Annotated in this window: 15 protein-coding genes and 1 pseudogene; 5 read left to right on the top strand and 11 right to left on the bottom strand. The window is 60.9% G+C overall.

Going from position 1 to position 12,721, the window contains the following annotated elements:
• Positions 1 to 22 precede the first annotated feature (22 nt).
• Complete coding sequence (locus C6382_RS17665) at positions 23 to 511, bottom strand: MFS transporter (protein WP_107025657.1); 489 nt, start codon at positions 509 to 511, stop codon at positions 23 to 25.
• Positions 512 to 595: 84 nt separating this feature from the next.
• Here C6382_RS17665 and C6382_RS17660 point away from each other — a divergent pair, with 84 nt between their 5' ends.
• Both C6382_RS17660 and C6382_RS17655 read left to right on the top strand, forming a co-directional pair.
• The gene (locus C6382_RS17660) at positions 596 to 2,647 is read left to right on the top strand and encodes a S9 family peptidase (RefSeq protein WP_107025656.1); all 2,052 of its coding nucleotides are present in this window, start codon (positions 596 to 598) and stop codon (positions 2,645 to 2,647) included.
• Positions 2,648 to 2,796: 149 nt separating this feature from the next.
• Complete coding sequence (locus tag C6382_RS17655) at positions 2,797 to 3,267, top strand: cyclic nucleotide-binding domain-containing protein (RefSeq protein ID WP_107025655.1); 471 nt, start codon at positions 2,797 to 2,799, stop codon at positions 3,265 to 3,267.
• Here C6382_RS17655 and C6382_RS17650 read toward each other — a convergent pair.
• Positions 3,264 to 3,539 (bottom strand): hypothetical protein, encoded by a 276-nt coding sequence (locus C6382_RS17650; protein WP_107025654.1) that lies wholly within the window; start codon positions 3,537 to 3,539, stop codon positions 3,264 to 3,266. The genes C6382_RS17655 and C6382_RS17650 overlap by 4 nt on opposite strands.
• Positions 3,540 to 3,664: 125 nt before the next feature.
• On the opposite strand from C6382_RS17650, the gene C6382_RS17645 reads away from it, so the two are divergent.
• Both C6382_RS17645 and C6382_RS17640 read left to right on the top strand, forming a co-directional pair.
• Positions 3,665 to 4,036: a YajD family HNH nuclease gene (locus C6382_RS17645; RefSeq protein ID WP_107025653.1), complete on the top strand. Its 372-nt coding sequence runs from the start codon at positions 3,665 to 3,667 to the stop codon at positions 4,034 to 4,036.
• Between the two features lie 71 nt (positions 4,037 to 4,107).
• Positions 4,108 to 4,578 (top strand): RNA methyltransferase, encoded by a 471-nt coding sequence (locus tag C6382_RS17640; RefSeq protein WP_038613734.1) that lies wholly within the window; start codon positions 4,108 to 4,110, stop codon positions 4,576 to 4,578.
• Positions 4,579 to 4,584: 6 nt separating this feature from the next.
• Here the strand turns inward: C6382_RS17640 and C6382_RS17635 are convergent, their stop codons facing one another.
• From C6382_RS17635 to C6382_RS17610, 7 genes and pseudogenes are all read right to left on the bottom strand, one after another.
• Complete coding sequence (locus tag C6382_RS17635; protein WP_107025765.1) at positions 4,585 to 5,799, bottom strand: hypothetical protein; 1,215 nt, start codon at positions 5,797 to 5,799, stop codon at positions 4,585 to 4,587.
• 56 nt (positions 5,800 to 5,855) lie between these two features.
• Positions 5,856 to 6,305: a YcgN family cysteine cluster protein gene (locus tag C6382_RS17630; RefSeq protein WP_107025652.1), complete on the bottom strand. Its 450-nt coding sequence runs from the start codon at positions 6,303 to 6,305 to the stop codon at positions 5,856 to 5,858.
• 134 nt (positions 6,306 to 6,439) lie between these two features.
• Complete coding sequence (locus C6382_RS17625) at positions 6,440 to 7,372, bottom strand: D-2-hydroxyacid dehydrogenase (RefSeq protein ID WP_107025651.1); 933 nt, start codon at positions 7,370 to 7,372, stop codon at positions 6,440 to 6,442.
• 78 nt (positions 7,373 to 7,450) lie between these two features.
• Positions 7,451 to 7,744: a YcgL domain-containing protein gene (locus C6382_RS17620; protein ID WP_107025650.1), complete on the bottom strand. Its 294-nt coding sequence runs from the start codon at positions 7,742 to 7,744 to the stop codon at positions 7,451 to 7,453.
• On the bottom strand, positions 7,741 to 8,874 hold the full coding sequence (gene rnd / locus C6382_RS17615; protein ID WP_107025649.1) for a ribonuclease D: 1,134 nt from the start codon (positions 8,872 to 8,874) through the stop codon (positions 7,741 to 7,743). The genes C6382_RS17620 and rnd overlap by 4 nt, the downstream gene beginning before the upstream one ends.
• 151 nt (positions 8,875 to 9,025) lie before the next feature.
• Positions 9,026 to 9,220: pseudogene (locus tag C6382_RS24405) on the bottom strand (phosphoethanolamine transferase); the annotation flags it as partial.
• A gap of 59 nt (positions 9,221 to 9,279) precedes the next feature.
• Positions 9,280 to 9,645, bottom strand: coding sequence for a 5-carboxymethyl-2-hydroxymuconate Delta-isomerase (locus C6382_RS17610; protein WP_107025648.1), 366 nt, complete (start codon positions 9,643 to 9,645; stop codon positions 9,280 to 9,282).
• 116 nt (positions 9,646 to 9,761) lie between these two features.
• On the opposite strand from C6382_RS17610, the gene C6382_RS17605 reads away from it, so the two are divergent.
• Positions 9,762 to 9,989, top strand: coding sequence for a YdcH family protein (locus C6382_RS17605; RefSeq protein ID WP_107025647.1), 228 nt, complete (start codon positions 9,762 to 9,764; stop codon positions 9,987 to 9,989).
• Between the two features lie 142 nt (positions 9,990 to 10,131).
• On the opposite strand, the gene C6382_RS17600 is transcribed toward C6382_RS17605, so the two are convergent.
• Positions 10,132 to 11,571, bottom strand: coding sequence for a sodium:alanine symporter family protein (locus C6382_RS17600; RefSeq protein WP_107025646.1), 1,440 nt, complete (start codon positions 11,569 to 11,571; stop codon positions 10,132 to 10,134).
• Positions 11,572 to 12,004: 433 nt separating this feature from the next.
• Positions 12,005 to 12,379, bottom strand: a complete 375-nt coding sequence (locus C6382_RS17590) for a hypothetical protein (RefSeq protein ID WP_107025644.1) — start codon at positions 12,377 to 12,379, stop codon at positions 12,005 to 12,007.
• Between the last annotated feature and the right edge of the window lie 342 nt (positions 12,380 to 12,721).

Genomic DNA, 12,721 nt, shown 5'->3' with positions numbered 1-12,721 from the left:
CTTGACTGCTCCCGGGCAAATCCTACAAGCGCGGCTCGACCCGCGAACGGCTACCGCCCAGTGGTGCTTCAGGCGGGTTGCGGTAGCGATCACTGCTGCTGGCGGCAAACGACTCATCGACCAACGCTTCTTCGGCATCACGCTTGGCGGCCGCTTCGGCCTGCTCGCGACGCGCCTTGGCGCGCTTCTCCAGCGGCCAGCGCAGCACCACGAACACGCCATAGAGCACGAAGGCGATCATGCCGTACATGGCCAGATCAGCGGCGGCGCGCAAGGCGTTGTTGCCGACCTTGAACAGCAGGTCGAGGGCGGTAATGGCAATCGCTGGGGCGAATTTGTCTTTGACCGGATCGATGATGGTCGGGGTCAGCAGCAAGACTGCCATCAGCACCCGCAGCGGTTCGCGCAACCAGCGCCACATCCAGCGGGTCAGGCGAAAGCCCACCGCCAGGCACCCCAGGGCGGCCAGGGCGTAAAGGCCCCAGGCGAGCAGATAGTCGTTCTCGGTCATGGTGTCCGTGGCAAGCTAAGCAAATAGACGCTTATGATAAACACATTTCAGCGCGCAGGCGCCCCCCAGCCAAGAGATCACCGCATGTCCGCAGACGCCACCGCTTCCCGCCCCCCGATTGCCCGCAAGGCCGAAGGCGCTGATCCCTATGCCTGGCTGCAGGAGCGTGACAGCCCTGAAGTCATTGCTTATCTGAACGACGAAAACGCCTACCAGGAAGCGCAACTGGCCGATCAGGCGCAATTGCGCGAACAGCTGTTCGAAGAGATCAAAGACCGGATTCAAGAGACCGATCTGTCGGTGCCCTCGCCCTGGGGCCCTTACCTCTACTACAGCCGCACCACGGCGGGTGAGGAATATCCACGCCATTACCGCTGCCCGCGCCCGGCTGATGACTCCAATAGCGTTGACGAAAGCCAGGAAGAACTGCTGCTGGACCCCAACCCGTTGGCCAACGGTGGTTTCCTGTCCCTGGGCGCCTTCAACATCAGCCCCGACCACCAGCGCCTGGCTTACAGCCTCGACACCAGCGGCGATGAGATCTACACCCTGTACGTCAAGGACCTGACCAGCGGCGCCATCGAGCAACTGCCGTTCGACAATTGCGACGGCAGCATGACCTGGGCCAACGACAACCAGACGCTGTTTTTCGCCGAACTGGACGACACCCACCGCCCACACAAGCTGCTGCGCCATCGCCTTGGGCGCGAAGGCTGCCAAACGATTTTCGAAGAAAGCGACGGGCGTTTTTTCCTGCATTGCTACCGCTCCAGCTCCGAGCGCCAGCTGATCCTGCTGCTCAACAGCAAGACCACCAGCGAAGCCTGGGTGCTCGACGCCGAACAGCCTGACGGCGATTTCACCTGCCTGGCACCTCGCGTCGAAGGCCATGAATACTTCCCCGACCACGGCCAGCTCGACGGCCAGTGGCGCTGGTTCATCCGTACCAACCAGGATGGTATCAACTTCGCCCTGTACCAGGCAGCCAGTGAACAGGTGCCGAGCCGCGAACAGTGGCAACTGCTGGTGCCCCACCGTGACTCGGTGATGCTCGAAGGCCTGAGCCTGAACGCCAGCGCCCTGAGCCTGAGCCTGCGCGAAGGCGGCCTGCCGATCATCGAAGTACACCCGCAAGGACTCGCACCCTATCGGGTGGAGCTGCCTGATGCGGCTTACAGCCTCTACGTGCAGGACAGCCTGGAATTTACCAGCCCGCGCATCCGCCTGCGCTATCAGGCCCTGAACCGCCCGGCCCAGGTGCGCCAGCTGGAACTGGCCGATGGCGCCCAACAGGTGCTCAAGGAAACCCCGGTACTCGGCCCCTTCGACCCCGATGCCTATGTCAGCCAACGCCTCTGGGCCACCGCCAGCGACGGTACCCAGGTACCGATCAGCCTGGTTCAGCGCCGCAGCGACCTGGGCAAGCCGGTGCCGCTGTACCTGTATGGCTACGGCGCTTATGGCGAAAGCCTCGACCCGTGGTTCTCGCATGCCCGCCTGAGCCTGCTCGAACGCGGCGTAGCCTTCGCCATTGCCCATGTGCGTGGCGGTGGCGAACTGGGCGAAGCCTGGTACCGGGCGGGCAAACAGGAGCACAAACACAACACCTTCAGCGACTTCATCGCCTGTGCCGAGCACCTGATCGCCCAGGGAGTTACCCGCGCCGAACAACTGGCGATCAGTGGCGGCAGTGCCGGCGGCCTGCTGATCGGCGCGGTGCTCAACCAGCGCCCCGAGCTGTTCAAGGCGGCGATCGCCGAGGTGCCGTTTGTCGATGTGCTGAACACCATGCTCGACCCGGAACTGCCCTTGACCATCACCGAGTATGACGAGTGGGGCAACCCGCAAGAACCCGAGGTGCATGCGCGGATCAAGGCATACGCGCCTTACGAAAACGTCAAAGCCCAGGCCTATCCGGCCCTGCTGGTGGTGGCCGGCTACAACGACAGTCGCGTGCAGTACTGGGAAGCAGCCAAGTGGGTGGCCAGGCTGCGAGTGACCAAGACCGACGACAACCTGTTGCTGCTCAAGACCGAGATGGATGCCGGGCACGGTGGCATGAGCGGGCGCTATCAAGGGCTGCGGGATGTGGCGCTGGAATACGCTTTTGTCTTTAAAGTGCTGGGTTTGGTGTAAATCGGAATTTTTGTTGTCTGAACCATCGATTCGCCGGCAACGCCGGCTCCTACGGAAGAACCAATCCTCGTAGGAGCCGGCGTTGCCGGCGATGGGGCGCGACGCGCCCCCAAAACCAGACACCACAAATCAACAAGAAACGACCGCACATGCCCGAACCAACCCACCTGAACAACGAAATCCGCGACATGCTCATGGACTGCGGCCTGTTCGACCAGCTGCAACCCGGCGACTTCCAGCACGCCGCCGGTTTTTTCAGCATCACCACCCTCACCGCAGGCGAGGAAATCTTCGCCGAAGGCGATGCCGGTACCTTCATGTGCATCATCCACTACGGCGTGGTCTCAGTACGCAAAACCGACAGCGAGCAGCGCCAGGTGGAAATCGCCACCCTGCGCAAGGGCCGGGCCTTCGGTGAAATGGCGGTGCTCGACGGTGAGCGGCGCTCGGCCAGTTGCGTAGCCGCCAGTGACTGCCAGTTGCTGAGCCTGGGCAAGGATTCGCTGGAAAAGATGATCAACGATGCGCCGAAAATTGCCGCCAAGATCATCCGCGCCCTGGCCGTAGCGCTTTCCCGGCGCTTACGCATGCAGGATGGCCGGCACCTGTCACAGGTCTAGTCCGCGTTCTTGTCCTTGCTGTCATCGGGCGTCAACCCGGGCAAAGGCTGGTCCCTGGGCGGCACGGGCACTTTGATCGAGGGCAGCAACGGCGAACCCGGCCGCGCATCGCCGGCCCGCGGTACGCTGCTGGGGGTGATCTGCGGATAAGGGGTCGGTGTTGCGGTCCCCGGCGCGCCCGGCACCGGGGCAATTGGCCGCGGCTGCAGATCGGCGGCCAGCACCGTCTGCAGGCTGGCGAAGAACAGGGTGGCGATGGTCAGACAGCGCATGCGCAGACTCCTTGAAACACCTTCTGACAGCCTACTCCCAAGCTTAGCGGTTTGCCTGTCCGAACGGACCGCCAGCACGCTAAACTTCAGGTATAACCGTAACAAGCCCGAGAAAAGGTAATCCCATGAGTTCGTCATCCTCTGCCGCCGCCACCGCACGGCTCGACCGCATCCTCGCCGACGCCAAGCGCGACAAGGAGATGGGCTATCGCGACAAGGCCCTGAAAATGTACCCGCACGTTTGTGGCCGTTGCGCCCGGGAGTTCTCCGGCAAGCGCCTGAGCGAGCTGACTGTGCACCACCGCGACCACAACCACGACAACAACCCCCAGGACGGCTCCAACTGGGAGCTGCTGTGCCTGTACTGCCACGACAACGAGCACTCCCGTTACACCGATCAGCAATATTTCAGCGAAGGCTCGACCAGCACCCCGAGCATCGCCAAGGCGACCCACAACCCGTTCGCCGGGCTGGCCGGTCTGCTGAAAAAGGACTGATCGCAATCCCCTGCCCCACTGTGGCCGGCAAGCCCGTATAATTGCGTTCTTTTTGCGAAGGGCCCCGGCACGTGGCGAACAAACGGTACAGCTGCATTGGTCTGTTCAACCCCAAGTCAGCGGAGAACGTCGGTTCAGTGATGCGCGCGGCGGGTTGCTACGGCGTCAACTCGGTGTTCTACACCGGCAAACGTTATGAGCGCGCGCGCGACTTCGTCACCGACACCAAGCGCGTGCACTACGATATCCCGCTGATCGGCATCGACGATCTGCAGAAGATCATCCCCCTGGGCTGCACCCCCGTGGCGGTGGAACTGGTCGACGGCGCCCGCCCGCTGCCCGAGTACACCCACCCGGACCGCGCCATCTACATCTTTGGCCCCGAAGACGGCTCCCTCGACCCGAGCGTGCGTGCCTGGTGCGAAGAAACCATCTACATCCCGACCCAGGGTTGCATGAACCTCGCCGCCACCGTCAACGTGGTGCTTTACGACCGCCTGGCCAAGGGCCTCAATACCCGCTCCGGGCCGAAATTCAAATAACCCGGACTAGCGCAGCAGCTTGCTCGACAGCACTTCGGATTCGCGGCCCAGCACGCTTTCACTGAGCTGGATAAACTCTTGAGTGCTGACACTGTTCAGGCGCATCAGCGCGCGAGTGACATCGTCCAGCGAACGCTGGTTGTGGGTGTGCAGGCGGATTTCCCGGTCCAGCGCCTGCAACAGCAGGACACCGCGTGCGGTGACTGCGCTGTCAGCCTGCTCGCCGCGCAAGCTGCTGACCTTGGCGCCACGATGCTCAAGTCCGGTTTGCAGGGCCTGGTAACGCTCCTCGGTGATACCGCCAGCACGGCGCAGCAGCTCAATGGCGTAATACTCATTGATGCTTTCAGCAATCCAGTCGCTGGCCTGGCGATCATTGATCTGCGCAAACACATGCACCAGTTCGCGCAGCAAGGGGCTTGAGCCATTTTCGCTGACCAGCGGCCGACTACTGTGCAGGTAAATCGAATTGTGAGCGGCCCGCGTGCCGCGCCAGAGCTGATCCCGGGCGCCGACCAGCAGCAGTTTCGGCGGATTGCGCGGGAACACCGCCTGCAGCTGCGGCCAGCCGAAGGTCAACAGGGTCAGGTTATCCAGCCGGCGCATGCCTTGGCCCTGAGGCGCGGCAACGCTGACTTCGGTTTCGCCCAGACGCGCACGCCGGGTGCCGATGGTCCCGGCGATCATCCAGCCAGTGGGACGGTCGAACAGGCGCGAGACGTTGTCGATGCGAAAACGCTGCTTGCCGATACGTGGCCAGGGCGTCTCGACGCTCTTCCAGCCACTGGGCAGTTCAAAACTCAGGCGTGCCACCAGCTCGGTGCCATCTTGCTGATCCAGGCGCGCTGGGGGAACCAGATCGTCGCCGCGAAACAGCGCCCAGTCAGGTGTCACCCGGGTTTCAAAGCTACCGTTGCCCTGGCGCTGCGCCAGGCGCACGCGGTAAGTCAGCTGGCTCTTGCCCGGTGCTGGCTGCCAACGTCCGCGCAGGCCGTCGCGTTGCAGTTGCCACTGGCCATCAGCCTTGAAGTCACTATAGGCACCCGCCTTGCCCAGGTCGAAATCCAGGCTGCGCACGGCCGCACCTTCGGCCAGGGTCAAACGCACCTCGGCCTGTTCACTTTGCGCAATAAAACGGACGTGATAATCCAGATTGACCTTCTTCGCCCAGGCCGGCGAACTGGCCAACAGAGCCAGGGCCAACAGCCAATGGCAACGCACACGCATACAGAAACTCCTTGCTCCCCCTGACGCGATAACCGGCAAGCTTCGACGGCTCAGCCAGCGCGGAAAATCAGATAATCTTCCCAGTTATCCTCATCCACGCTGTTCTCGCTCAACATGCGCCCGGACTGGGAAATACGCTGTTTGTGCACCTGCTGACGATCACCACACACCAGGTGGTGCCAGCTCGGCAGGTCCTTGCCTTCGCTGATCAGGCGATAACCGCAGGTGGTCGGCAGCCATTTGAACTGGTCGGCCTTGCCCGGCGTCAGCTGAATACAATCGGGCACCTGCTTGAGCCGGTTGGGGTAGTCGCTGCACTGACAGGTCTTGAGATCCAGCAGCTTGCAGGCGATACGCGTGTAATAAACGCTGTTGTCGTCTTCGTCTTCGAGTTTTTGCAGGCAGCACAGGCCACAGCCGTCACACAGCGACTCCCATTCCTGACGGTCGAGCTGTTCGAGGGTTTTACGCTTCCAGAAGGCATCGGCGCTGGCAATCATGTAACGGGTGTCCTGTTTCAAAAGAGGCGCCGCAAATGCGGCCGCGCCAGTCTAGGGCGAGTCTTGCGCCATTGCCAGACCGCTGGTCAGGGCTGCCTCACCCATGGCGTGGCCGGTTTCGGCCAGGCGCTGATTCAATAGCCGCGCTGGAAATCCACTTCGCCACGCAACGCTTCACCCGCCTGATACGCCCGCAGATTCTCGACAAACAGACGTACCATCGCCGTCGGCGAGGTCGGCGCCGAGCTGTGACCGGTCAACAGCAGACCCCAGGCAGTCCAGAACGGGTGACGAGCCGGCAAAGGTTCCTGACGGCAGACATCAATCACTGCCCCCGCCAGATGCCCCAGTTTCAGCGCCTCGACCAGATCACCGTCAACCACCGCGACGCCACGCCCGGCGTTGATGAACAACGCCTCGGGGTTGAAGCGGGCAAACAGCGCGGCATCGTAAAGGTCATGGGTCGCCGGGGTGTCCGGCAACAGGTTGACGACATAGTCGACCTCCCCTACCAGCCGTCCCAGTTCGCTCATCGCGGCCACTTCGATAAAGGGCGCCTGCTCACGGGCCTGGCTGGCGATACCGTAGAGTTTGACGCCAAAGGGCAGCAGAAACTCGGCAACGCGCTGGCCGATATCACCGGTGCCGACGATCAACACCCGGCGGCCGTCCAGGCTGCGTCCGGGCCGGTCGTCCCACTTGCGCTCGACCTGGCTGACCAGACGCGCCAACACTTCCCGCTCATGACCGAGCATGTAGGTCAGGACATACTCGGCCATGACCTGGCCGAAGATGCCGACCGCCCGGGTGAGGCGATAGTCGCGCTGTAAACCGTCGGCCAGCAATGGAGTGATCCCGGCCCAGGTTGACTGCAGCCATTGGGGCTGGTGCCCCTGGCGTAACAAGGTCGCCAGCAGGTCCGGTTGCCCCAGCCACACTGGACATTGAGCAGCCTGATCGGCCAGTTCGGCCGAATCGCCACTGGTCAGGACCTCAAGGTCCGGATCGGCCTCGCGCAGCAGGCGGGCGTAGAGGGCATGATCCTGTTCAGCGATCAAAACACGCATGTTTTTTACAACCTTGGCAGAAACAACGAAGGCCGCCAGGCCTTGGGCCCTGGCGGTATCACAGCAGGCAGGCCGGGCTCAGACCGGGTCGTTACGACGCAACAGTTCTTCGGGCAGGTGCTCGATATACTCGTCCTCGGCCGGTGGCATCTGCAGGTAGTAACCCTGCTGTTCGAGGTTCTCCAGGACCTTGGCGATATCTTCGCGGGCCAACTGGCGCTCCGGGGTGAGGACCAGGTCAAAGGCATGCACCGGCTTGCCAAAAAACGGCAGCAGGGCCTCTGGCACGCGCTCCAGACCATCAGCCTTGAGCACGTAAAGGTACATTTCGTTCTTGCGTGGGCTCTTGTAGATCGAGCAGATGCGTTTCATTGCGGTTCTCCAGCGCTGGCCAGGCAGTCGAGCAGCGCTTGCCCCATACGCTCACGGCGCCAGCCGCGCAACGCATCGGGAAGTTGATAAGGTCCGGCGGGGTAGCCGCTCTTGAGCAGCAACTCGAGGAGTTTCTTGCGCAACATCAGCTCCGGGGCAATGTTCAGGCGCTCGGCCTCGGCCTGGCCGATGGTGCGCAGTTGCTTGAGCAACGCCGAGGCTTCGATCGGTAGCGGCTCGGGAACAGCCGGTGGCCATTGCGATGGCGGCACGTTGGCCGCTTGCTTGATCAGGTCGAGCAAAAACTCACCATCCTGACGAATGGTGCGCGGATGCATGTCCTCGATCTTCGCCAGCGCCGACAACGAGTCAGGCTGGGTTTTGGCCATCGGCCACAGGGCATTTTCGCGCAGGATACGGTTGCGTGGCAGGTCGCGGGCACGGGCTTCACGCTCGCGCCAGGCGCACAATTCACGCAGCACCGCCAATTGCGCCCGGGACAGTTTCCAGGCCAGCTTGGCGTCGCGGTACAGCTCGTTGGGATCGGTTTCCCGGCGCAGCTGGGAGACCAGCTCGGCACCATCTTCCAGCACCCAGGCATGTTTCTCGTCGGACAGTTGCGGACGCAGACGCTCGTAGAGCTCTGCCAGGTGTACCGCATCTTCGGCGGCGTAACTGACCTGGGTCTCCGACAGCGGGCGTTGCAGCCAGTCGGAACGGGTCTCGCCCTTGGGCAGCTCGATCCCGAGGACCTCCTGTACCAGACGCGAATAACCCATGGAGAAACCGAGGTTCAGGTAGCCTGCGGCCAACTGGGTATCGAACAGCGGCGTCGGCAGGCTGCCTGTCAGACGTGACAGCACTTCAAGATCTTCGCTGCAGGCGTGCAGAACCTTGATCACCTGGGTGTCGTCGAGCAGTTCGGCCAGCGGCTGCCAGTTGCCGATCCGCAAGGGATCGATCAAGTAGGCACGCGCGCCGTCGCCAACCTGGATCAACCCGGCAATCGGATAAAAGGTATCAACCCGCATGAACTCGGTGTCGACGGCCACGAAGGGCAGCTGGCGCCATTGCAGGCAGTGCTCAGCCAGGCTGCGGTCGTCGCAAATCCAGTGTATTTCGATGGCCACAAGGCTCTCCCACAAACAATGGCGCGCAGTATATACGCCGCAGGCCACTGCCGGGAAACCGCTCTGTGGGAGCGGGCTCGCCCCGCGATGCGATCTGGCTGAGCGCGCCCCATCGCCGGCAACGTCGGCTCCTACAAGACAGTTGCTCCCACAGCGTCGGTCGGCAACTGGCAAACAGACCCAGTTGTTGATCGTAGACGCTGGTGCGCACCTGCAACAGGCCGAACATGGAGTGAAACAGGTTGTCCTGACTCAACGGCTCATTGCGTGCCTTGTTCAGAAAGTCGGTATCGACGGCGAAATCCTGGCGATAGCTGTCGGAGAACCAGGGTGTTGACATAGGCATTGACGATGCTTTATTCGCTGCACTGGTTCAACGCGTTGCCCATTCATTACGCTCAGCCACTAAGCGGGCAAGTGCAATTTTGAATAAGCGTCACGATCTATATCGAGTACTTCGACGCACAGTTGGATGTCAACGCCTGGCGTGCCCGGAATCGCTTCTTTGAGCACCTCCAGCAGGCTTGCTGATAATTGCCGCTTCACCTCTGGCGACCGGCCGCTGAGAATCGCCAGCTTGATATGGGCGAACGCGCGCTCCTGCAGGGCTGTGCCCACCCGGAAACTGGCCAGGGCCACGGCACGGCTCTTGATGTCCAGTTCATCGTCAAACTGGCCGCTGCCGACCAGCGTATGGTTCAGACGCAACAGCAGATGGTCGACGTCCAGTTCAGGCAGATTTTCACTGTATTCCACATGGAGATGAGGCATTGCAGGGCCCTGGATTCAGATATGTTGCATCAGACTACCTCAACCACGGAGTCTGACAAACCCGACTATCCTCATAGTTCATGACTTCCACCCCAAACCCCTGGAGAGGTGAAGAAATGCCGGTAAAGCACGATCTACTCGCAGACCTGAACATGACCAAGGACGCGTTCGACGCCAAGAAAAAAGCCGACTCACGACTCAGCGAGCTGCACGATAAGTACAACGCCATCGATGCCGAAGTGGTCAAGGCAGAATCAAACAGTGCCTCCGATGAGCAGATCACCCAACTACGAAAAAAACGCCTGTTGATCAAGGACGAAATCGTCGCCCACGTGAAGCCGTAAGGCCCCCGCGGAATGCCCAGAAACCACCTTGGGCGGGCTTGCCCTGCGATTGAGCTGTTTCAGGACAGTCGCATCGCGGGGCCAACCCGCTCCCGCAGTGTCAAACCTGTGGGGGGGCGGGTTTGCCCTGCAATAACAAGTATTACCGCTCCTTCAACGCGTCAAGCGGTTGCTCGGTGCTAGCTGCCGCCCCCCAGATCTCTGCATCGATCTTGCCCGCCAACTCTGGATAATCCTTGGCGTTGAATTCCGGCGTGCCCACAGCTTTCTGCGCGAAGTAGTCGCGGGTCAGCTTGACCACCACACCGGACAGCAAGCAGATCGCGATCAGGTTGATGGTCGCCATCAGGCCCATCGCCGCATCGGCGGCGTCAAACACCGTAGCAACGCTTTCATAGGCGCCCCAGACCACCATCAACAGTGCCGCTGTGCGCAGCACGGTCAAGCCCAGGCGGGTGTTCAGCTTCAGATACACCATGGCGTTTTCGGCATAGGTGTAGTTGCCGATGATTGAGGTGAAGGCAAAGAAGAAGATCGCAATGGCAATGAAGTACTGCCCGGCCCAACCGATGTGCTCGTTCATCGCCGCCTGGGTCAGCGGGGTACCGGTCATGTCAGGGCCAGGCACCACACCGGACAGCAGGATCATGATGGCGGTGGCGGTACAGATCAGCAACGTATCGATGAACACGCCCAGGGCCTGCACAAAGCCTTGCGAAGAGGGATGGTGAGGATTGGGGGTCGCCACCGCAGCAATGTTCGGCGCCGAGCCCATACCTGCTTCGTTGGAGAACAGACCGCGCTTGACGCCATTGAGCAAGGCCCCGGCCACACCGCCGACCGCCGACTCGATGCCGAAGGCGCTCTTGACGATCAGCATCAGCACGCCCGGTACTTCATCCAGATTGGTCACGATCACATAGACCGCCACCAGCAGGTAAGCACCGGCCATGAACGGTACGACCCATTCGGCAATGCGCGCGATTTTCTTGATGCCGCCGAAAATCACCAGCCCGGCCAGCACGGCCACCACCACACCCGTGGTCAGCTTGGGCACACCAAAGGCGCCTAGCGTTGCATCGGCAATGGAGTTGGCCTGCACGGCACCGAATACCAAGCCAAAAGCGATAATCAGGCAGACCGAAAAAATCGCTGCCGCCCAAGGTGCATTCAAACCCTTGGCGATATAGAACGCTGGACCACCGCGATACTCACCGTTGCTGTTACGGACTTTGTACAGCTGCGCCAGGGTGCTTTCCGCGTAGGCCGTCGCCATACCCAGCGAGGCTACCACCCACATCCAGAACACTGCGCCCGGCCCACCGAGGGTAATGGCCACAGCCACGCCAGCAAGGTTTCCGGTACCGACCCGCGAGGCCAGGCTGGTGCACAACGCCTGAAACGGCGTGATGCCACCTGGATCGTTCGCCGGTGCACGCAGCACCGAGCGGAAGAACTCGGGCAAATGGCGAAACTGGATAAAGCCCAAGCGGACAGTGAAGTAGATACCTGCAGCCAGCAGGCCATAGATCAGGACATACCCCCAGAAAAAGGTATTCAGTGCGTTGATCACGGCTGTCATTGTCTGTTCCCAAATAAAGTGCAAGGCCGGTAAAGCGCCCTGCTCAGTCTGTAAAGCAACCGGCGCCAGAGGACGCCCCGTGCCTTTTTCAATATGAATGGTCTGGAACAATGGGAATGCCCACTGCTTCAGTAATCACTTCGGCACCACCGCTTGGGTGATGAATGATGTCGAGCGCAAGGGCTCGATTTGACCAGCATGCATGAGTCAATACGCTGATCTGATGTTGAAGCCGGGCATATTAACAGATCTCACTGCTACCTTCCCAAAGGGCCTGCTACGCGGATATCACGTCCAGGCAAAGATGGCAGCACTGCATTCTGCGGACACCATCCAGATCAATCGAGTAGAGAAGAACCACTCTTCACTCGATTATTGGCCAACGGCGATCAGGAAAACGACACCAGACCTGTAGGGTCAAGCTTCAGATAGGTTACGGCGAGGTAAGGGTAATCAGGTATTTTCCGCTGGTAACCGGTTTGCCTGCGTGATCGACCAGCGCATAGTGTTGATCGTAATAACGGCCCTGGACATTCTCGGCCACCAGCTTGACCTTTACTGAAGTGCTATCCAGGGCACTGACTGAAGCCTGTTGATCTATCCGACGCACATCGATAGCAGTGTTCCGAGCCAGTGCGGGGCAGTCGTCCATTCGCCAACCGATTGGCTGGAACGATGTCTTGCAGGATGACTCAACGATGCTCCCGGTAAATCTGATCGTCCCCTGAGCCATCGGGGTTGCAGCCTGGCACACGGCACAAAGGCTGAGAAGCATGACCACACTGGCTACCTGCAACTTGCCACTCATGCTGACACTCCTCAGGAAAAAGTAATTGCCTTGAGTGTCGGCACGTTCAGCAGAATTTTCAGATTTGTCTGATAGTAAAATTTGCGCACTGCCAAGCGCGTCACAAATTATCGATTTATCCAGCAAAACCGCGCAAACCTGCTAGCAACAATTGAGGGAGCGCCGAGGGCGGTATAGGCCTCTTCGCGGGGCAAGCTCACTCGTCGCTGGTCACCGATCGTGCGAGAAAACGAAAATTCCCACGATTGCTTGGGATGCTTCCTGCATCAAATCCTTTGCTGCCTTGGTAGCGTGCGCTGAAATTTGAGCGTGCCCAGGCGTTCGCCTGGACATCGCGTTCTG

Source organism: Pseudomonas sp. BBP2017, from assembly GCF_003024385.1.
Taxonomy (GTDB): domain Bacteria; phylum Pseudomonadota; class Gammaproteobacteria; order Pseudomonadales; family Pseudomonadaceae; genus Aquipseudomonas.
Note: the sequence above shows the minus strand (reverse complement) of the source record. Positions and strands in the feature narration are given on the sequence as shown.

What these genes read in the sequence shown, in the direction of transcription:
- C6382_RS17665 (WP_107025657.1), bottom strand. Translation starts at nt 511, where the DNA reads ATGACCGAGAACGACTATCTGCTCGCCTGGGGCCTTTACGCCCTGGCC.
- C6382_RS17660 (WP_107025656.1), top strand. Translation starts at nt 596, where the DNA reads ATGTCCGCAGACGCCACCGCTTCCCGCCCCCCGATTGCCCGCAAGGCC.
- C6382_RS17655 (WP_107025655.1), top strand. Translation starts at nt 2,797, where the DNA reads ATGCCCGAACCAACCCACCTGAACAACGAAATCCGCGACATGCTCATG.
- C6382_RS17650 (WP_107025654.1), bottom strand. Translation starts at nt 3,539, where the DNA reads ATGCGCTGTCTGACCATCGCCACCCTGTTCTTCGCCAGCCTGCAGACG.
- C6382_RS17645 (WP_107025653.1), top strand. Translation starts at nt 3,665, where the DNA reads ATGAGTTCGTCATCCTCTGCCGCCGCCACCGCACGGCTCGACCGCATC.
- C6382_RS17630 (WP_107025652.1), bottom strand. Translation starts at nt 6,305, where the DNA reads ATGATTGCCAGCGCCGATGCCTTCTGGAAGCGTAAAACCCTCGAACAG.
- C6382_RS17625 (WP_107025651.1), bottom strand. Translation starts at nt 7,372, where the DNA reads ATGCGTGTTTTGATCGCTGAACAGGATCATGCCCTCTACGCCCGCCTG.
- C6382_RS17620 (WP_107025650.1), bottom strand. Translation starts at nt 7,744, where the DNA reads ATGAAACGCATCTGCTCGATCTACAAGAGCCCACGCAAGAACGAAATG.
- C6382_RS17610 (WP_107025648.1), bottom strand. Translation starts at nt 9,645, where the DNA reads ATGCCTCATCTCCATGTGGAATACAGTGAAAATCTGCCTGAACTGGAC.
- C6382_RS17605 (WP_107025647.1), top strand. Translation starts at nt 9,762, where the DNA reads ATGCCGGTAAAGCACGATCTACTCGCAGACCTGAACATGACCAAGGAC.
- C6382_RS17600 (WP_107025646.1), bottom strand. Translation starts at nt 11,571, where the DNA reads ATGACAGCCGTGATCAACGCACTGAATACCTTTTTCTGGGGGTATGTC.
- C6382_RS17590 (WP_107025644.1), bottom strand. Translation starts at nt 12,379, where the DNA reads ATGAGTGGCAAGTTGCAGGTAGCCAGTGTGGTCATGCTTCTCAGCCTT.